17 protein-coding genes and 2 pseudogenes are annotated in these 18,023 nt (G+C 75.0%); 3 read left to right on the forward strand and 16 right to left on the reverse strand.

The annotated features are described in order from the left end of the window. Positions 1-67 precede the first annotated feature (67 nt). Positions 68-1,327, forward strand: coding sequence for a THUMP-like domain-containing protein (locus ACIRG6_RS12590; RefSeq protein WP_450152405.1), 1,260 nt, complete (start codon positions 68-70; stop codon positions 1,325-1,327). A gap of 88 nt (positions 1,328-1,415) precedes the next feature. On the opposite strand, the gene ACIRG6_RS12595 is transcribed toward ACIRG6_RS12590, so the two are convergent. The 4 genes from ACIRG6_RS12595 to ACIRG6_RS12610 all read right to left on the reverse strand — a co-directional run bounded on the left by ACIRG6_RS12595 (position 1,416) and on the right by ACIRG6_RS12610 (position 5,524). Next, positions 1,416-2,711: an RNA polymerase sigma factor gene (locus ACIRG6_RS12595; protein ID WP_403322403.1), complete on the reverse strand. Its 1,296-nt coding sequence runs from the start codon at positions 2,709-2,711 to the stop codon at positions 1,416-1,418. A 34-nt stretch (positions 2,712-2,745) separates the two neighbouring features. Further along, entirely contained in the window at positions 2,746-3,102 is a 357-nt protein-coding gene (locus tag ACIRG6_RS12600) for a YciI family protein (RefSeq protein WP_239765496.1), read from the reverse strand. A 167-nt stretch (positions 3,103-3,269) separates the two neighbouring features. Next, a complete protein-coding gene (locus tag ACIRG6_RS12605; RefSeq protein WP_403322405.1) occupies positions 3,270-4,298 on the reverse strand; it encodes an LCP family protein in 1,029 nt (342 codons plus the stop codon). Between the two features lie 173 nt (positions 4,299-4,471). Then, positions 4,472-5,524 carry a LacI family DNA-binding transcriptional regulator gene (locus ACIRG6_RS12610; RefSeq protein ID WP_364676438.1) on the reverse strand — a complete coding sequence of 351 codons (1,053 nt, stop codon included), beginning with the start codon at positions 5,522-5,524 and terminating at the stop codon, positions 4,472-4,474. 156 nt (positions 5,525-5,680) lie between these two features. Between ACIRG6_RS12610 and ACIRG6_RS12615 the strand changes: the two genes are divergently transcribed. Beyond that, positions 5,681-8,002: a beta-xylosidase/alpha-l-arabinosidase gene (locus ACIRG6_RS12615; protein WP_403322408.1), complete on the forward strand. Its 2,322-nt coding sequence runs from the start codon at positions 5,681-5,683 to the stop codon at positions 8,000-8,002. An 18-nt stretch (positions 8,003-8,020) separates the two neighbouring features. Here ACIRG6_RS12615 and ACIRG6_RS12620 read toward each other — a convergent pair whose 3' ends face one another. Genes ACIRG6_RS12620 through tsaB form a run of 4 tightly spaced genes read right to left on the reverse strand, consistent with a single transcriptional unit; the run spans position 8,021 to position 10,545 of the window. Beyond that, positions 8,021-8,278: a hypothetical protein gene (locus ACIRG6_RS12620; RefSeq protein ID WP_364676432.1), complete on the reverse strand. Its 258-nt coding sequence runs from the start codon at positions 8,276-8,278 to the stop codon at positions 8,021-8,023. Further along, positions 8,275-9,372: a tRNA (adenosine(37)-N6)-threonylcarbamoyltransferase complex transferase subunit TsaD gene (gene tsaD / locus ACIRG6_RS12625; protein WP_318214049.1), complete on the reverse strand. Its 1,098-nt coding sequence runs from the start codon at positions 9,370-9,372 to the stop codon at positions 8,275-8,277. Before tsaD ends, ACIRG6_RS12620 begins: the two co-directional genes overlap by 4 nt. Next, positions 9,365-9,850, reverse strand: coding sequence for a ribosomal protein S18-alanine N-acetyltransferase (gene rimI, locus ACIRG6_RS12630; RefSeq protein ID WP_364676687.1), 486 nt, complete (start codon positions 9,848-9,850; stop codon positions 9,365-9,367). The genes tsaD and rimI overlap by 8 nt, the downstream gene beginning before the upstream one ends. A gap of 41 nt (positions 9,851-9,891) precedes the next feature. Then, positions 9,892-10,545, reverse strand: a complete 654-nt coding sequence (gene tsaB, locus ACIRG6_RS12635) for a tRNA (adenosine(37)-N6)-threonylcarbamoyltransferase complex dimerization subunit type 1 TsaB (protein ID WP_189229116.1) — start codon at positions 10,543-10,545, stop codon at positions 9,892-9,894. Positions 10,546-10,699: 154 nt separating this feature from the next. Here tsaB and ACIRG6_RS12640 point away from each other — a divergent pair, with 154 nt between their 5' ends. Further along, positions 10,700-11,254: a hypothetical protein gene (locus ACIRG6_RS12640; RefSeq protein WP_364676428.1), complete on the forward strand. Its 555-nt coding sequence runs from the start codon at positions 10,700-10,702 to the stop codon at positions 11,252-11,254. 76 nt (positions 11,255-11,330) lie between these two features. Here ACIRG6_RS12640 and ACIRG6_RS12645 read toward each other — a convergent pair whose 3' ends face one another. The 8 genes and pseudogenes from ACIRG6_RS12645 to ACIRG6_RS12680 form a co-directional block, all read right to left on the reverse strand. After that, positions 11,331-11,486 carry a hypothetical protein gene (locus tag ACIRG6_RS12645; RefSeq protein ID WP_350714738.1) on the reverse strand — a complete coding sequence of 52 codons (156 nt, stop codon included), beginning with the start codon at positions 11,484-11,486 and terminating at the stop codon, positions 11,331-11,333. Positions 11,487-11,621: 135 nt separating this feature from the next. After that, a complete protein-coding gene (gene tsaE, locus ACIRG6_RS12650) occupies positions 11,622-12,146 on the reverse strand; it encodes a tRNA (adenosine(37)-N6)-threonylcarbamoyltransferase complex ATPase subunit type 1 TsaE (RefSeq protein ID WP_189229119.1) in 525 nt (174 codons plus the stop codon). Then, a pseudogene (locus ACIRG6_RS12655) lies at positions 12,115-13,432 on the reverse strand (alpha/beta fold hydrolase); the annotation flags it as partial. The gene tsaE and the pseudogene ACIRG6_RS12655, both read right to left, overlap by 32 nt. Positions 13,433-13,568: 136 nt before the next feature. Beyond that, positions 13,569-14,735 (reverse strand): alanine racemase, encoded by a 1,167-nt coding sequence (gene alr / locus ACIRG6_RS12660; RefSeq protein WP_318214045.1) that lies wholly within the window; start codon positions 14,733-14,735, stop codon positions 13,569-13,571. A gap of 297 nt (positions 14,736-15,032) precedes the next feature. Continuing rightward, positions 15,033-16,499: an NAD(P)H-hydrate dehydratase gene (locus tag ACIRG6_RS12665; RefSeq protein WP_364676424.1), complete on the reverse strand. Its 1,467-nt coding sequence runs from the start codon at positions 16,497-16,499 to the stop codon at positions 15,033-15,035. Positions 16,500-16,530: 31 nt separating this feature from the next. After that, positions 16,531-16,845, reverse strand: a pseudogene (locus ACIRG6_RS12670) (MarR family transcriptional regulator); the annotation flags it as partial. Between the two features lie 32 nt (positions 16,846-16,877). After that, the gene (locus ACIRG6_RS12675; protein WP_403322413.1) at positions 16,878-17,594 is read right to left on the reverse strand and encodes a formylglycine-generating enzyme family protein; all 717 of its coding nucleotides are present in this window, start codon (positions 17,592-17,594) and stop codon (positions 16,878-16,880) included. Between the two features lie 43 nt (positions 17,595-17,637). Next, on the reverse strand, positions 17,638-18,009 hold the full coding sequence (locus ACIRG6_RS12680) for a holo-ACP synthase (protein WP_364676418.1): 372 nt from the start codon (positions 18,007-18,009) through the stop codon (positions 17,638-17,640). Between the last annotated feature and the right edge of the window lie 14 nt (positions 18,010-18,023).

Below are 18,023 nucleotides of genomic sequence, written 5' to 3' on the forward strand. Positions count from 1 at the left end.
GGCCCTTCGCCCGCGCCCGACACCGCGCCGGAGGCGCACCATCCACCGACTGGCCCACAATGGGCCGGTGAACGACCTCGATGCCCTCCTCTCCCTGCTCACCCCCGAAGGCCGCGCCCTGCTCGACGAGGTCCGCGACACCGACCCCGCGCGGGAGTTGGCCGTCGCCACCCGGCTGCGCCGCGACCACCCGGCCGACCTGGTGTCGGCGGCGCTCGGTCAGGCGCGGCTGCGGCAGCGGGCGGTGGCGAAGTTCGGGGCCGAGGACGCCGGGCAGATGTTCTTCACCCCGAACGGCGTCGAGCAGTCGACCCGGGCGAGCGTGGCGGCGTACCGGGCAGGACGCTTCAAGGAGCTGGGCATCACCTCCGTCGCCGACCTGTGCTGCGGGATCGGCGGCGACGCGATCGCGCTGGCCCGCGCGGGCATCCGGGTCCTGGCCGTCGACCGCGACCCGGCGACGGCCGGGGCGGCCCGCGCCAACGCCGAGGCGCTGGGGCTGGGCGAACTGATCGAGGTCCGCGAGGCGGACGTCACCGAGGTGGACACGGCCGGGTACGACGCCGTGTTCGCCGACCCGGCGCGGCGCGGCGGGCGATCGGGAGGAGCCGCGCGAAGCACGTCGGTGAGGGGTGGTGGCCGGGCGACGGGCGGGCGGATCTTCGACCCCGAGGCGTACTCGCCGCCGCTGTCCTGGGCCGTGGAGGCCGCCCGTGGGGCGTCCCGCGCCGCCGCGCTGAAGGTGGCGCCCGGCATTCCGCACGAGGCGGTGCCGGACGACGCCGAGGCCGAGTGGATCTCGGACGGCGGGGACGTGAAGGAGGCGGTGCTGTGGTTCGGCACCGCGCCGGGGGCGGTCCGGGCGACGCTGCTGCCGGGGCCCCGCACCCTGCTCGGCACCGGCCTGCCCGACCCGGAGGTCCGCACGCCCGGCCGGTACCTGTACGAGCCCGACGGCGCCGTCATCCGGGCCCATCTGGTCGCCGAGGTCGCCGAACAGGTCGGCGGCGGGCTGCTCGACGCGACCATCGCCTACGTCACCGCGGACGAGCTGGTGCCGACGCCGTACGCCACGGCGTACGAGATCACCGACCGGATGCCGTTCAACGTCAAGAAGCTGAAGGCGCTGCTGCGGGAGCGTCGGGTCGGCACGCTGACGGTGAAGAAGCGCGGCTCGGCGGTCGAGCCGGAAGAGCTGCGGCGCAAGGTCAAACCCCAGGGGCCGAACGCCGCCACGGTGTTCCTGACCCGGGTCGCGGGGGCGCCGACGATGCTGATCGGGCATCCGGTGCGTACGGCCTCCGGCGGAGCAGGCCGCGCGACGTGAACGGCACCTGATCAGCGCGGGTCCGCCGGAGCGGGGACGCCCCCGTGCCGGGCCCGCGCCTGCGGCGGGTCCGCCGGGCCACCGCGTCTCAGCCGCACTCCCCCGCACGGCGCGTCAGCAGTTCGCGTTCGCGTTCGTTGCGGGCCAGGGACGCGGCCCGTTCGAACTCCGCCCGGGCCTCGGCCGTACGGCCCAGACGCAGCAGGAGGTCGCCGCGGACGCTGGGCAGCAGGTGGTAGCCGCGCAGCGCGGGCTCGGCGGCGAGGGCGTCCACGAGGGCGAGCGCCGGGGCCGGGCCCTCGGCCATCGACACGGCGACCGCGCGGTTGAGTTCGACGACCGGGGACGGGGCGCGGGCCGCGAGCAGGCCGTACAGCGTGGCGATGCGCGCCCAGTCGGTCTCCTCGTAGGTGTACGCGTGGGCGTGGCACGCGGCGATGGCGGCCTGGAGGGCGTACGGGCCCGGGGCGCCGGCGGCGTGGGCGTTCGCCCGGTCGAGGGCGGTGATGCCGCGGGCGATGAGCATGCGGTTCCAGCGGCGGCGGTTCTGGTCCTTCAGCAGGACGGGCGCGCCGTCGGGGCCGGTGCGGGCGGCGGTGCGGGACGCCTGGAACTCGAGCAGGGCGGTCAGCCCGTGGACCTCGGGTTCCTTCGGCATCAGGGCGGACAGCACACGGGCCAGGCGCAGCGCGTCCTCGCACAGGCCGGGCCGCAGCCAGTCGTCGCCGGCGGTGGCCGCGTAGCCCTCGTTGAAGATCAGGTAGATGACCTCCAGGACCGAGCCGAGCCGGGCCGCCCGCTCCGGCCCGTACGGCACCTCGAAGGCGACGTTGCGTGCCGCCAGCGTCCGTTTGGCCCGCACGATGCGCTGCGCGACCGTCGGTTCCGGTGCCAGGACGGCGCGGGCGATCTCGGCGGTGGTCAGGCCGCCGAGCAGGCGCAGGGTCAGCGCGATGCGGGCCTCGGCGGACAGCACCGGGTGGCAGGCCGTGAAGACGAGCCGCAGCAGGTCGTCGTCGATGCCGTCCGGGTCGGCGGGCTCCTCGGGCGGCGCGGCGACGGGCAGGTCCCGGCCGATCTCCGCCAGCTTGCGGGCATAGGTCTCCCGGCGCCGGACCAGGTCGACGGCGCGGCGCCGGGCGGTGGTCGTCAGCCAGGCGCCCGGGTTGTCGGGCACCCCGTCGCGGGGCCACTGCTCCAGGGCCGCGACCAGTGCGTCCTGCGCGATCTCCTCGGCTATGCCGACGTCCCGGACGACGCGGGCGACGCCGGCGATCACGCGGGGGGACTCCAGCCGGAAGACCGTCTCGATCGCCTCCGCGGTCCGGGCGGAGGCGGCGGTGTCGCGCGGGGCGGCGGTGGGCTGTGGCTTCACAGCCCACATGCAACACCCTCGCGCACCCGGGACAAAGCGGAAGTCAGCCCTCCATGATCTCGCGCACCTCGCAGGTCACCGTCCAGTGCTCCTCGTGGACCTTCAGGAAGCGCTTGGTCCACTCGATCGCCTCGGCCATGTCCTTGGCCTGGATCAGCGCGTAGCCGCCGACGACCTCCTTGGACTCGGTGAAGGGGCCGTCGGTGACGGACAGCTGTCCGGCCTCGTAGTGGACCCGGGTGCCCTGGGCGGTGGGGGTCAGCCCGGCGGTGTCCAGCAGGACGCCGGCCTTCGTCATCTCCTCCATCAGCTCCCCCATGCGACGCATCAGCTCGGGGCTGGGGCCTTCGGCGGGGGCGTTGTTCTCGTCGATGCGGACGAGCGACAGGTAACGGGGCATGGTGACTCCTCGGGTCGGTGACCGGGACCGGGTCGCTCCCGGCCTCTCACCCGTACGTCGAACGGGAGGGCCGTGGATCGACAGGGGCCCCGACTTTTCCCGAGGATTTTTTCCGGCCCGCCACCGGGTCCGCATCCCCGCGCACATATGCGCAGGTCAGGCGGTGTTCAGCGCAGGGATTCCCACAGCTTCCGGGCGTCCGGTTCCCGGGCCACCACCCGGTTGGTGTCCCACGGGGCCGGTACGACCGGCATCGTCACCGTCCGTACGGCGTCCGCCGACAGGCCCCCGATGCTGCGGCCGAGGTTCGTCAGCTCGCCCAGCGAGTCCAGGCCGGTGTCGGTGGTGAGGCTGCCGGTGACCGCGTCGGCGACCCGGTACAGCCGGGCGGGGTCGGTGAGCAGGCCGGCGTCGGAGATCTGCTCCAGCAGCGCCTTGACCAGCTTCTGCTGGAGCTCTATGCGGGCGAGGTCGCTGCCGCCGGCCAGTCCGTACCGGGTGCGGGCCAGTCCGAGGGCCTGGGTGCCGTCGAGGTGGTGGGTGCCGGCGTCCAGGTGGAGGTGGCTCTTGTCGTCGTCGATGTCCACGTCCGTGGTGACGGTGACGCCGCCGAGCGCGTCGACCAGCTCGGCGAAGCCGGAGAAGTCGATCTCGATGTAGTGGTCCATGCGGACGCCGGTGAGCGACTCGACGGTCTTGACCGCGCAGACCGGCCCGCCCAGGGCGTACGCGGTGTTGAACATCGCGCCCTCGGCCTCCCGGGTCGTGCCGCCGGACGGCAGCGGGCAGGAGGGGCGGGTGACGAGCGTGTCGCGCGGGATGCTGACGACGGTGGCGGAGGTCCGGCCGGCGTCGAGGTGGACGACCATCGCCGTGTCGGAGCGGGCGCCCTCGCTGTCGCCGCCGCCCAGCTCCTGGTTCTCCTCGCCGCCGCGCGAGTCCGAGCCGAGGACCAGGAGGTTCAGGGCTCCGGTGGGCGGCGCGGGCTCGGAGGCGGAGGCGGAGGGGGCCGTGAGGGGCCGGGCGGGGCGGTCGTCGCCGAGCGCGCCGTCGATGTCGACGCTCCTGATGTTGCCGCTCAGATGCCAGTACGCCCAGCCCGCCGCGGCGATGCCCAGCAGCAGGGCGCCCGCCAGGGCGAGGCCGGCGGTCCTCAGCATCGCCGAACGTCCGTTCCGCCCCGCCCGCGCAGCCATGCGTCAGCCCCCGCCCGTCCCGCTCGCGTCCCCGCCCGGATGCCCCACCGGGAGGAACATAAGTCCGAATTATTGGGAACGGGTAGCCGCGGACGGCATTCTGCGGAAATTCTCAGACTTCTCGCCACGCGGGCGGCGGACGGAACCGAAAGCTTTCCCGAAAGTTTCGAGGACTAGGCGGACGGAGGCGCTGCCGTGCTGCTGCGGACCTCCAGGCTGGTGGCCAGCTCGACCCGGGTGGCCGCGGCCGAGCCGTCGTCGCGGCCGAGGTCCAGCACCAGGCGCGCGGCGGCCTCGGCCATCTCCGTGAGCGGCTGCCGTACGGTCGTCAGCGGCGGCCCCACCCAGCGCGCCACCGGCAGGTCGTCGAACCCGACCACGCTCAGGTCGTGCGGGATGCGCAGCCCCAGTTCGCGCGCGGCCTCGTAGAGCCCGAGCGCCTGGAGGTCGTTGCCGGCGAAGACCGCGGTCGGCCGGTCGGGGCGGCGCAGCAGCTCCAGGCCCTGCCGGTAGCCGGCCTCGTGATGGAAGTCGCCGGTCACGATCAGACCGGCGTCGACCGGCAGCCCGGCCGTCTCCAGGGCGGCCCGGTAGCCGTCGACGCGGGCGCGGCTGCACATCATCCGGGTGGGGCCGCTGATCGCGCCGATACGGGTGTGCCCCAGGTCGATCAGGTGGCGGGTGGCGGCGAGTCCGCCCTGCCAGTTGGTGGCACCGATGGACGGCACGTCGGCGCCCGGGTCGCCGGCCGGGTCCATCACCACGAACGGGATGGAGCGGCTGGTCAGCAGGGCCCGCTGGGACTCGTCGAGGCCGGACAGCACGAGGACGACGCCGTGCGGGCGGCGGGCGGCGACCTGGTCGGCCCACGTCCTGCCGGGTGTGAGGCGGCCCGCGCTCTCGGAGAGCACGACGCTGAGCCCCGCGTCCCGCGCCACGTTCTCCACCCCCCGGATGACCTCCATCGCCCAGGCGCTCTCCAGCTCGTGGAAGACCAGGTCGATCAGGGGTGAGCGGGTCGCCTCGGCCCGCCTGCGCCGGTAGCCGTGGGCCCGCAGCAGCTCCTCCACACGCGCCCGGGTGGCGGGGGCGACGTCGGCGCGGCCGTTGAGGACCTTCGAAACAGTCGGTGCCGACACACCGGCCTCGCGGGCGATCTCGGCGAGGGTCGCGGTCTGCGCGGACCGCCTTTGCGACCGGGTTTCAGCGGGCTGCGGGGATGTCATGGCGGCGATCGTATCCCCGCTGACCCCCTTGACGAAGACTTCGGGTGGCCATAGGTTTCCGGAACATTCGATTGATACGTCGAAACATTCGCGGTCTTCGTCCGCGAAGAAGCGTTCGTGAGAGGGCAGCCGTCCCGTCCACCCGACAGGAGTTCCATGACCACCGCGCCCTGGCGTGACCCCGCCCTGCCCGCCGCCGCCCGCGTCGACGACCTCCTGGCCCGGATGACCCTGGAGGAGAAGACCGCACAGCTGTACGGCGTGTGGGTGGGCGCCGCCACGGACGGCGACGGCGTCGCCCCGCTCCAGAACCAGATGACCGCCGACTACGACTGGGACGAGCTGATCACCCACGGCCTCGGCCAGCTCACCCGCCCCTTCGGCACCGCCCCCGTCGACCCGGCCCTGGGCGCGCAGGCCCTCGCCCGCGCCCAGCACCGCATCCGCGAGGCCGGCCGCTTCGGCATCCCGGCGCTCGCCCACGAGGAGTGCCTGGCCGGCTTCACCGCCTGGCGGGCCACCGCCTACCCGGTGCCGCTGGCCTGGGGCGCCACCTTCGACCCGGACCTGGTCGAGGAGATGGCCCGGCGCATCGGCCACGACCTGCGCTCGGTCGGCGTCCACCAGGGCCTCGCGCCCGTCCTGGACGTCGTACGGGACGCCCGCTGGGGCCGGGTGGAGGAGACGATCGGCGAGGACCCGTATCTGGTCGGGACGATCGGCACGGCGTATGTGCGGGGCCTGGAGTCGGCCGGGGTCGTCGCCACGCTCAAGCACTTCGCCGGGTACGCCTCCTCGGCCGGTGCCCGCAATCTGGCCCCCGTGCGGGCGGGCGTGCGGGAGTTCGCCGACGTGACGCTCCCGCCGTTCGAGCTGGCTCTGCGCGAGGGCGGCGCCCGCTCGGTGATGGCGGCGTACACGGAGACCGACGGCGTCCCCGCCTCGGCCGACCCGGCACTGCTGACCACGCTGCTGCGGGACGAGTGGGGCTTCACCGGCACGGTGGTCGCCGACTACTTCGGCGTCGGTTTCCTGGAGTCCCTGCACCGGGTCGCCGGCACCCCCGCCGAGGCGGCGCACCTGGCCCTCGCGGCCGGCATCGACGTGGAGCTGCCGACAGTGCGGTGCTACGGCAAGCCGCTGCTGGAGGCGGTCCGCGCGGGCGAGGTCCCCGAGGAACTGATCGAGCTGTCCGCCCGCCGCGTGCTGCTCCAGAAGTGCGAACTGGGCCTGCTGGACGAGGACTGGACGCCCGAGCCGGCCGGCGACCCCGCCGCGGTCGACCTGGACTCCCCCGCCAACCGCGCCCTGGCCCGCCGTCTGGCCGAGGAGTCGGTGGTGCTCCTGGACAATCCCGACGGCGTCCTGCCGCTCGCCCCCGACACCCGGATCGCGGTGGTCGGCCCGCGGGCCGCCGACGCCCTGGCCATGCTGGGCTGCTACTCCTTCCCGTCCCACGTCCTGCCCCACCACCCCGAGGTGCCGGCGGGCATCGACATCCCGACCGTGCTGGACGCCCTGCGCGCCGAACTGCCCGACGCCAAGGTGACGTTCGCCGAGGGCTGCGACACCTCCGGCCCGGACACCTCGGGCTTCGAGGAGGCGGTGGCACGGGCCGCCGAGGCCGACGTGTGCGTCGCGGTCCTGGGCGACCGGGCCGGACTCTTCGGGCGGGGCACCTCCGGCGAGGGCTGCGACGTGAGCGACCTGGGGCTGCCCGGCGTCCAGGGGGCGCTGCTCGACGCGCTGGTCGCGACGGGCGTACCCGTGGTCCTGGTGCTGCTGACCGGGCGTCCGTACGCGCTCGGCCGCTGGCACGGGCGGCTCGGCGCGGCCGTGCAGGCGTTCTTCCCCGGCGAGGAGGGCGGCCCCGCGGTGGCGGGCGTGCTGTCGGGCCGGGTCTCTCCCTCCGGGCGCCTTCCGGTGAGCGTTCCGCACCTGCCCGGCGGCCAGCCGTGGACCTACCTCCAGCCCCCGCTGGGCCTGGCCGGCGAGGTCAGCAACCTCGACCCGACCCCGCTGTACGCCTTCGGCCACGGCCGCTCGTACACGACGTTCGCGTGGGAGGACGGCACCGGCGGCCCCGAGGACGGCGCGGAGATCGGCACGGACGGCACGTACGACGTGTCGGTGACCGTCCGCAACACCGGCGACCGGGCCGGCGCCGAGGTGGTGCAGTTGTACCTGCACGACCCGGTGGCGTCGGTGACCCGCCCGGACGTCCGCCTGATCGGCTACCGGCGGCTGGAGCTGGCGCCCGGCGAGGCCCGCCGGGTGACGTTCCGGTTCCACGCCGACCTCTCGGCGTTCACCGACCGCGCGGGCCGCCGCACGGTCGAACCGGGCGCCCTGGAACTGCGGTTGGCGGCGTCCAGCGCCGACGTCCGCCACACGGCACGGCTGACCCTCACGGGGCCCGCACGGGTGCTCGGACCGGACCGGCGGCTGCGCTGCGGGACGGAGGTGTCACCGGCGTGACGCCCGCGGCCTCTCCGGTCAGTCCGCGGCCACCGACTCGAACCGCCACCGGTGCACCGTCCGCATGACCAGTTCCCCGTCCGGCTCCGGCAGTTCGGGGAGGTCGGCGTCGTAGGCGGCGTCCCACCAGGTGATGACGAGGACCCGGTCCTGCGGGGCGCGCAGCGTCTCCCGGCGCAGCGGCTCGCCGTCGAGCGGCTGCGCCCGTGCCCAGGCCAAGAGGTCCTCGCCCCGGCCGGGCACGGCCCGTGCCTCCCACATCAGCGCGACGGTCACGGGTACAGGTTCTCCTTGCTGACCTCGTGGACGTGGTCGTGCGTGTGACCCTGCCCCGGGACGTGCGGGTCGGTCACCGGCAGCGAGGAGTCCGCCGACAGGTCCCAGTCGGAGGCGGCCCGGTCGCGGGCGACCATCTCGGCGCCGAGCGCGGCGACCATCGCGCCGTTGTCCGTGCACAGCTTGGGCCGCGGCACGCGCAGCCGGATGCCGGCCGCCTCGCAGCGCTCCTGGGCCAGGACCCGCAGCCGGGAGTTGGCGGCCACACCGCCGCCGATCATCAGGTGGTCGACGCCCTGGTCCTTGCAGGCCCGGACGGCCTTGCGGGTCAGCACGTCCACGACCGCCTCCTGGAAGGAGGCCGCCACGTCCCGCACCGGCACCTCCTCGCCCGCCGCCCGCTTGGCCTCGATCCAGCGGGCCACGGCCGTCTTCAGCCCGGAGAAGGAGAAGTCGTACTCGGGGTCGCGCGGCCCGGTCAGCCCGCGCGGGAACGCGATCGCCTTCGGGTCGCCCTCGCGCGCGTACCGGTCGATGACCGGGCCGCCGGGGAAGCCCAGGTTCAGCACGCGGGCGATCTTGTCGAAGGCCTCGCCGGCCGCGTCGTCGATGGTGGCGCCCATCGGGCGGACGTCGGAGGTGATGTCCGTCGACAGCAGCAGCGAGGAGTGCCCGCCGGAGACCAGCAGCGCCATGGTCGGCTCGGGCAGCGGCCCGTGCTCCAGCTGGTCGACGCAGATGTGCGAGGCGAGGTGGTTGACGCCGTACAGGGGCTTGCCGAGCGCGTAGGCGTACGCCTTGGCCGCCGAGACGCCGACCAGCAGGGCGCCGGCCAGGCCGGGGCCGGCGGTGACGGCGATGCCGTCGAGGTCGCGGGCGCTGACGCCCGCCTCCTTCAGCGCGCGGTCGATGGTGGGGACCATCGCCTCCAGGTGGGCGCGGCTCGCCACCTCCGGGACGACGCCGCCGAAGCGGGCGTGCTCATCGACGCTGGAGGCGACGGCGTCGGCCAGCAGGGTGGTGCCGCGCACGACACCGACGCCGGTCTCGTCGCAGGAGGTCTCGATCCCCAGGACCAGGGGTTCGTCAGCCATGGTTGTCGGTTCCTCGCTCGGTTCCCGGTACGGAGGTGGAAGGGTCGGTCAGGCGCATCACCAGGGCGTCCACGTTCCCCGGCTGGTAGTAGCCGCGTCTGAAGCCGATGGGCTCGAAGCCGAAGCGCTCGTACAGCCGCTGGGCGCGGGTGTTGTCCACCCGGCACTCCAGGAGCACCTCGGTGCATTCGAAAGCGGTCGCCGCCCGCAGCAGTTCGGTCAGCAGCCGCGCACCGAGGCCGGTGCCCCAGTGGTCGCGGGCGACGGCGATGGTCTGCACGTCCGCCTGCTCCCCGGAGGTGACCAGACCCGCGTAGCCGACCACCTCGGCGTCCTGCTCGGCGACCAGGTAACGCCGGGTGGCCCCGGGCCCGCGCGCATGGGCCAGCTCGGACCAGAACATCCCCCGCGACCAGGCGTCCTCCGGGAACAGCTCCCGCTCCAGCCGGAGCACGGAGTCGATGTCCCACCAGCGCATCTCGCGCAGCGTGGCGTCCACGGGCGAAGTCACGGGCTCGGTCACTTGGGGGTGACCACCTTGTAGTTCTTCGGGACCTGCGCGTCCGGCCGGCGCAGGTACAGCGGCCGGGGCGCGGGCAGTTCCTCGCCCGCCGCCAGCTTCTCCGCGGCCAGGCACGCCAGGGCGGCGGCGGACACGTGCTCGGGCTCGTGCGCGCGCGGGAAGGTGTCCGGGTAGAGCAGCGCGCCCGCGCCGACGGCCGGGAGCCCGGCGACCTGCTCCGCGATGTCGGCGGGGCGGTCGACCGCCGGGTCGGTGAGGCGGGTGCGGGAGTCGGCGTAGCGCGCCCAGTAGACCTCCTTGCGGCGGGCGTCCGTCGCCACCACGAAGGGGCCCTCCAGGTCGGTGGCGTACGCCAGTCCGTCCAGCGTGCACACGCCGTGCACGGGCACACCGAGCGCGAGTCCGAAGGTGTCCGCGGTCATCAGGCCGACGCGCAGCCCGGTGTACGGGCCGGGACCGATGCCGGCGACGACGCCGGTGACGGCGTCGAGCCGCAGTCCGGCCTCGGCGAGCACCCGGTCGACGGCGGGGAGCAGCAGCTCACCGTGCCGGCGTGCGTCCACCTGGCTGGACGAGGCGATGACGTCCGTACCGTCGTGCAGCGCGACGGTCACGGCGGGCGTGGCGGTATCCAGAGCGAGCAAGAGCACGCAAACAGCCTACGGCGCCCGCGGGCCCGTGTCGGACGACCGGGTCGGACGGCCACCTGCTGCTACCGTCGCCGGGAGCACGACGCGTGACGCGAGACATACGGTGCGTGACGCGGTGGCCGTGAGTACGACGCCCGACGCCTAGGTGGTCCCAGTGGCAAGCAGCAGCGCCGGTTTGGTGGCCGCGCTCACCGCGGCGGCCCTCGGCACGGTCGGTTTCCTCGCCCACCAGGCGTCGGACCGCCTGCCGGCCGAACTGAGCAGGGTGCACGCGACCAGCACCCCCGCCCCCGGCGCCTCCAAGGCGCCCCGCGACGCCCGGCACCCGGAAGCCCTGCCGATGGGTTCGGGCAGGGGCGAACGGGTGGTGTACTCGCTGGACGACGACCGGGTGTGGCTGGTCGGCCCGGACAACAAGGTGCAGACCACCTTCGCGGTCACGCCGGGCAAGGTCGACCCGGTGCCGGGCACCTACGCGGTCACCTCGCGCTCGAAGAGGGTCACCGGATCGGACGGCATCCCGGTCGAGCACGTCGTGCGCTTCACCAGCGTCGAGGGCGTGGTCGTCGGTTTCAGCGCGGCCGTGGACGACTCGCCGCCGAACCCCGATCCGGGCCTGCGGACCGGCGGCATCCGGGAGTCCCGCGCGGACGGCGACGCGATGTGGCGGTTCGCGACGATCGGCCAGCAGGTCGTCGTCATCCCCTGAATCCCCCGCGTCGCGCGCGCCCCCTGAGCATCCCCTGACGCATCCCCCGGTACGTCACCCGAGGCCGCCCGGCGGGTCAGGCGGCCTCGCGGTGCTCCCGGACGGGGCGGCGCTCCTCCGGTTCCGGCGCGCGTGGCGGCGTGGAGACGGCGGCCGCCGCGGCACAGGCCGCGAGCAGGTCCTGCATGGACACCCCGGCGGGCGCGGGCGGCTGGGTCACGGGCTCCGGCACGGACGCCTCCTGAAGGTCGGGGGCGGGCGTAGTAAGGCATGCCTAACTACGAGCTGGATACCATGTGACCACGGGCGGCACCCCGTTGGCAACATCTTGCCGACGTGTTGTCGGAACCCGGCCGCGAGGAGCGGATCAGGCGGCGAGGACGCTCAGGTCGACCGCCGACCAGCGCTCGCCGACACCCGTCAGCGTCACCTGCCGCACCTCGTCGGTGGTGTCCCCCACGGCCCGGTGGATCAGGAGCTGCAACCGGTCCTCGGTGAGCTCCTCCACCTTGCCCTCGCCCCACTCGACCACTATCACCGAGTCGGACAGGGAGACGTCCAGGTCGAGGTCCTCCATCTCGTCGAGGCCGCCGGACAGCCGGTAGGCGTCGACGTGGACGAGCGGCGGACCGTCGCCGAGCGAGGGGTGCACACGGGCGATCACGAAGGTCGGGGAGGTGACGGCGCCGCGCACGCCGAGGCCCTCGCCGAGCCCCCGGGTCAGCGTCGTCTTGCCCGCGCCCAGCTCCCCGCTCAGCATGACCAGGTCACCGGCGCGGAGCAGTTTGGCGAGCCTGCGGCCCAGTTCCCGCATCTGCTCCGGGGAGGTGACGGTGATCTCGACGGCGGGGGCGGGCTCGGCCGGGCCCTGCGGTGTGGCTGGTGCTTCCATAGCCATCAACGGTAGCCGCTGCCGGCGCACCGGCCCGTCTCCCACCGCCAGGCTCACACGGCCGCGCTGCGCGCCTTCTCGTGGGCGCGGGCGAGCAGGTCGGCGAGGCGGTCGGTGACCAGCTCCGGGTGCTCCAGCATCACCAGGTGCCCCGCGTCGGGGACGAGGACCAGCTCGGCGTCGGGCAGCAGGCCGGCGATCGCCTCGCTGTGCTCGCTGGGCGTCACCAGGTCCTGCACCCCGGCCAGCACCAGCACCGGGAGGTCGCGGAAGTACGCGAGGGCCTCGGTCTTGTCGTGGTCGTTGAACGCCGGGTAGTACTCGGCGACGACGTCGATCGGCGTCGACTCGATCATCCGCTCGGCGAACCGGGCCACGGCCGGGTCGACGTCCCGGGACGCGAACGAGTACCGCTTGATGATCCCGGCGAACAGGTCCGCCGTCGCCCGCCGCCCCTTCTCCACCAGCTCGGCCCGCTGCCCCAGGGCCTTCAGTATCCCGGGCAGCACCCGCCGCACCGCGTTGACGCCGGCCACGGGCAGTCCGAAGTTGACCTCGCCGAGCCGCCCGGACGACGTGCCGACGAGGGCGACGCCGACGACGCGCTCGCGTATCAGGGCGGGGAAACGGTCGGCCAGGGCCATCACCGTCATGCCGCCCATGGAGTGCCCGACCAGCACGAGGGGGCCCTCGGGCACGGCCGCGTCGATGACGGCCTTGAGGTCCCGGCCCAGCTCGTCGATGGTGACCGGCTCGCCGTCGCGCACCTGGGCCACGCCCCGCCCGGACCGTCCGTGGCTGCGCTGGTCCCAGTGCACGGTGCGCACGACGCCCCTGAGCGCCGCCCGCTGGAAGTGCCAGGAGTCCTGGTTGAGGCAGTAGCCGTGGCAGAAGACGACGGTGACGGGAGCGGGCGCCTTGCGGCCGAAGAGCCGCCGGCGGCGCCGGGTGAGCGCGGACTCGGTGTCCGGCTCGACGTCGTCGACCTCGTAGTACAGCTCGGTGCCGTCGTCGGCGTACGCCTTGCCGGGGGTGCCGCGCAGTCCGCCGTACGGCCCTGCCGAGTCGAGGGCGAGCCGCGCCTTCTGGCGTATCCCGCGGCCGACGGTGAGCCGTTCTATCGCCACGCCGGCCGCCGCACCCGCGGCGACCACGCCTATCGCGACACCGGCGATGCCGGTCGCCCGGCGCCAGCCTCCGGCGGCCACGTCGGTGGCGGCCTCCGCGGCGGAGGCGACGGCCGCCGCGGCGACGTCCGCGACACCCTCCGCGCTGCTCTCGCTCACGTACCGCTCCTCTTCACCGGGCCGCGGGGCGGATTCCCCTCTTGTTCCTCATTCACCCGAACGCGTGCGGCATGCACGTCATACACGCCGGGCCGGGCACACGTCACGTGTCACTGGTCAGGCGGGCCCGCGATCGTCACTCGTTCACATAGACGCGGGGCACGCGCGCGCCGATCCGGGTGACGATCTCGTACGCGATGGTGCCCGCGGCCTGCGCCCAGTCCTCGGCGGTGGGCTCGCCGCGGTCGCCGGGCCCGAACAGCACCGCCTCGGCGCCGGGCGGGGGCCGGTCCCCACCCAGGTCGACGACGAACTGGTCCATCGCGACCCGCCCCGCGATCGTGCGCCACTTGCCGTCGACCAGGACGGGGCCGGTGGAGGAGGCGTGGCGGGGGATGCCGTCCGCGTACCCGAGAGGGACGAGGCCGAGGGTGGTCTCGCCGGGGGTGGTGTAGTGGTGGCCGTAGCTGACGCCGTGGCCGCCGGGGACCTGCTTGACCAGGGCCAGGGCGGCGGACAGCGTCATCACGGGGCGCAGCCCGAAGTCGGCGGGGGTGCCGATCTCGGGGCTGGGCGAGACGCCGTACATCGCGATGCCGGGGCGTACGAGGTCGAAGTGGGCCTCGGGGAGCGTGAGCGTGGCCGGCGAGTTGGCGATGTGCCGGACCTCGGGGCGCACGCCCTGCTGTTCGGCGTACGCCGTCATCTCCCGGAAGCGGGTGAGCTGGGCGGCGATGGAGGGGTGGCCGGGCTCGTCGGCGCAGGCGAAGTGCGACCAGAGCCCGGTGACGCGGATCAGCCCCTCGGCCTCGGCGCGCAGGGCCTCCCGGACGAGTTCCTCCCAGTCGCCGCCCGGCTGGCAGCCGCCCCGGCCGAGCCCGGTGTCGGCCTTGAGCTGCACCCGCGCGGGGCGCCCGGCCAGGCGGGCCGCGGCGGTGACCTCCTCCAGGGCCCACATCCCGCTGACGGAGACGTCGAGACGGGCCTCGACGGCCTCGCGCCAGGGACCGCCCGGCGTCCACAGCCAGCACATGATCCGCAGGTCGTCCGGCAGTCCGGCCTCCGCGCGCAGCGCGAGCGCCTCCTGGGGTGTGGCGGTACCGAGCCAGGTCGCGCCGGCCGCGACGGCCGCGCGGGCGCAGGGGATCGCGCCGTGGCCGTAGGCGTCGGCCTTGACGACGGCCATGAGGGCCGCACCGGGCGCCCGTTCACGCAGCGCGCGCACGTTGGCCCGCAGTGCGGCCAGATCGATCTCGGCACGGCCCCGCAGGGACGCGGCCCACTGGACGGAAGTCTCACTCATCGTGCCCCCAGTCTCTCAGAGCCCCCGATCACCCCCGGCCGTAGCCACCACAGCGGGCAAAGCCGCCGCGGCCGCCGTGGCCGCCCCAGCTGCGGGCAGTCGTGCCTCCCCCAGTGCCTGAACGGCCTGGGAGGACCCCCAGGGCGGCACGGGTGGGCGGTGGGGGTCTCCCCGCGCGAGCGCAGCCGAGCGTGGGGGAGGCACCCCGGCAGCGCCGGGCCACGCGACCCACCCCCCGCACCGACGCCCCCACCCCCGCAACGCCGCCCGCATAGAACCGGTCCGACGGCCGGCACGTCACCCCCGCCCGCCGACAACCCCCCGCACGTCCCGCCAAGCCACCGGCACCGCCTCCGCCACGTCATGCGCCCCCACCGGCGCCCCCGCCGCCGAGAGCCGCCCGGCCAGCCCGTGCAGATACGCCCCCGCACTCCCCGCGTCCACCGCCGACAGCCCCGCCGCCAGCAACGACCCCGCCAGCCCCGACAGCACGTCCCCGCTCCCCGCCGTGGCCAGCCACGACGTCCCCGTCGCATTGACCCGCACGGGCCCCTTCCCGCCCGCCGCGGCCACCACCGTCGTCGACCCCTTCAGCAGCACCGTCGCCCCGTACCGCCCCGCCAGCTCCCGCGCCGAGGCCAGCCGCGCCCTCTCGACCTCCTCCCGGCTCACCCCGAGCAGCGCCGCCGCCTCCCCGGCGTGCGGCGTCATCAGCGTCGGCGCCGCACGTCCCCGCACCGCCTCCGCGTCGGCCAGCCGCAGCCCGTCCGCGTCGATCAGCACCGGCACCTCCGCGCCCAGCACCTCCGCCACGGTCCCGGCGTCGTCCCCGGCCCCCGGTCCGACGACCCACGCCTGCACCCGCCCCGCCCGCTTCGGTCCCCGGTCCGACACGAGCGTCTCCGGGAAGCGCGCGATCACCGCGTCCCCGGCCGGCCCGACGTACCGCACCGCCCCGGCCCCGCCCCGCAGCGCGCCGGAGACGGCGAGCACGGCGGCCCCCGGATAGCGCGCCGACCCGGCGGCGATGCCCACCACCCCGCGCCGGTACTTGTCGCTCTCCGCGCCCGGCACCGGCAGCAGCCGCGCCACGTCCGCGTGCTGCAACGCCTCCAGCTCGGCCGCGTCGTGCGGCAGCGGCAGCCCGATGTCGACCAGCCGCACCGACCCGGCGTACTCCCGCGCCGGGTCGACCAGCAGCCCCGGCTTGTGCGTCCCGAAGGTCACCGTCAGGTCGGCCCGGACCGCCTCCCCGCGCACCTCGCCCGTGTCGGCGTCGACCCCGCTCGGCAGGTCGACCGCGACGACGGCGGCCCGCGACCGCCCGGCCGCGGCGGCCAGCGGCACCGCCTCCGCCCGCAGCCCGCCCCGGCCGCCGATCCCGACGATGCCGTCCACGACCAGGTCGGCCCGCTCGACCAGCCGCTCCCCGTCGCCGTCGGCGGCGACCCGGCCGCCGGCCCGCCGGAACGCCGCGAGCCCGCCGGCGTGCGCGCGCTCGGGCGTGAGCAGGACGGCCGTCACGCCGGCCCCGCGCCGGGCGAGCCGCGCCCCGGCGTACAGGGCGTCGCCGCCGTTGTCGCCGCTGCCGACCAGCAGCACGACCCTGCTGCCGTAGACCCGCCCGGCGACGCGGCCGAGCAGCTCCGCGCAGGCGGCGGCGAGCCCGGCCGCCGCCCGTTGCATCAGGGCCCCCTCCGGCAGCCTCGCCATCAACTCCCGTTCGGCCGTCCTGACCGTCTCCACGCTGTACGCAGTCCGCATGCCGTCGAGTCTTCCCGGTACACCGCGAACGTCACGGGTCGGGCCGGTCCGGTTCGCTCCCGCCCGCGGTCGGCGCGGGCTTCGTGGAGAGGGTCTCGCGGGCCTGCTCGGCGGCGCGGGCGATGCGCTCGCCGACGAAGTCCATGAAGCGGGCGGCGACGTTCACCAGGCGGACGGGGTGCCGGGACCGAGGACACCGACGCCCTGCCGCGCGGACTCGGCGAGCCGGGCGTCGGACCGGGCGGTCGTCGCGTTCGCGGCGGACGAGGCCCTGGCTCTCGAGGAACGCCACGGCCTCGGAGACGGACGCCGGGCTGACCGCTGCGCGCGTCGGCGGTGAAGAGGCAGGTCCGCACCCCACCCGTCGGCGTTCCGGGTTCAGTCGCCGAGGGGCCGGACCGACCGGGCGACGCGGAAGCCGACGTCGTCGACCCGGAAGGTCGGGTGGCTGCGACGCCGTACGGAGGCCCGGCAGCTCCAGTGCTCGTCGAACCAGCCGCCGCCGCGCAGCACCCGGTAGGTGCCGTAGACCTCCGGGTCGTACAGGTCCCAGCACCACTCCCAGACGTTGCCGAGCATGTCGTACAGGCCCCACGGGTTGGGCAGCCGGCCGCCCACGGCGTGGGGGCGTTCGCCGGAGTTGCCGCGGTACCAGGCGATGTCGTCGAGGGGGCCGTAGCGCGGCCCCTGCGTCCCGGCGCGGCAGGCGTGCTCCCACTCGGCCTCGGTCGGCAGCCGGTACCCGTCGGCGGACGCGTCCCACGCGACCCCGTCCGCGCCGGGGCCGTCAGCCTCGCCGTCACCCTCGCCGTCGGCGGCGATCCGGTAGGCGAGCCGCAGGCCCTCACGGTGCGAGAGGGCGTTGCAGAACCGGATCGCGTCCCTCCAGGAGACTCCCTCGACGGGGCGCCGCTCCTCCCCCGCCGGGGGCTGCGGCCGGCCGGTGATCCGCGCGTACTGCTCCCGGGTGACAGGGAAGGCGGCCAGCCGACAGGCCGCGACCTCGACCGTCCAGCTGCGCCGCGTCCTCCGGTCCGACAGGGTCACCCGTCCCGGCGGAAGCGGGACCGTCTCGATGCCCGCGCTCACGTCCATGATCAGAGGACCCTACTCGCCCCCGCGAGGGGCCCCGCGCCGCCTACCCCTCCGCGACCACCACGGCCGACGCCACCCCCGCGTCATGGCTGAGCGACACGTGCCACGACCTCACCCCCAGCTCCGCCGCCCGCGCCGCCACCGTCCCGGTGACCCGCAGCCGTGGGCGTCCGCTGTCCTCGACGTACACCTCGGCGTCCGTCCAGTGCAGCCCCCCCGGCGCACCGAGCGCCTTGGCCACCGCCTCCTTCGCCGCGAACCGGGCGGCGAGCGAGGCCACACCCCGGCGCTCCCCGCTCGGCAGCAGCAGCTCGCTCTCCAGGAAGAGCCGCCGCGCCATGGCCGGCGTGCGCGCCAGCGACGCCCCGAAACGGTCGATCTCGGCCACGTCGATCCCGACCCCGATGATGCTCATGCCGAGCACCTTAC

Origin of the sequence: Streptomyces flaveolus, from assembly GCF_044765825.1 — a bacterium.
In the GTDB taxonomy this organism is placed as follows: Bacteria; Actinomycetota; Actinomycetes; order Streptomycetales; family Streptomycetaceae; genus Streptomyces; species Streptomyces flaveolus.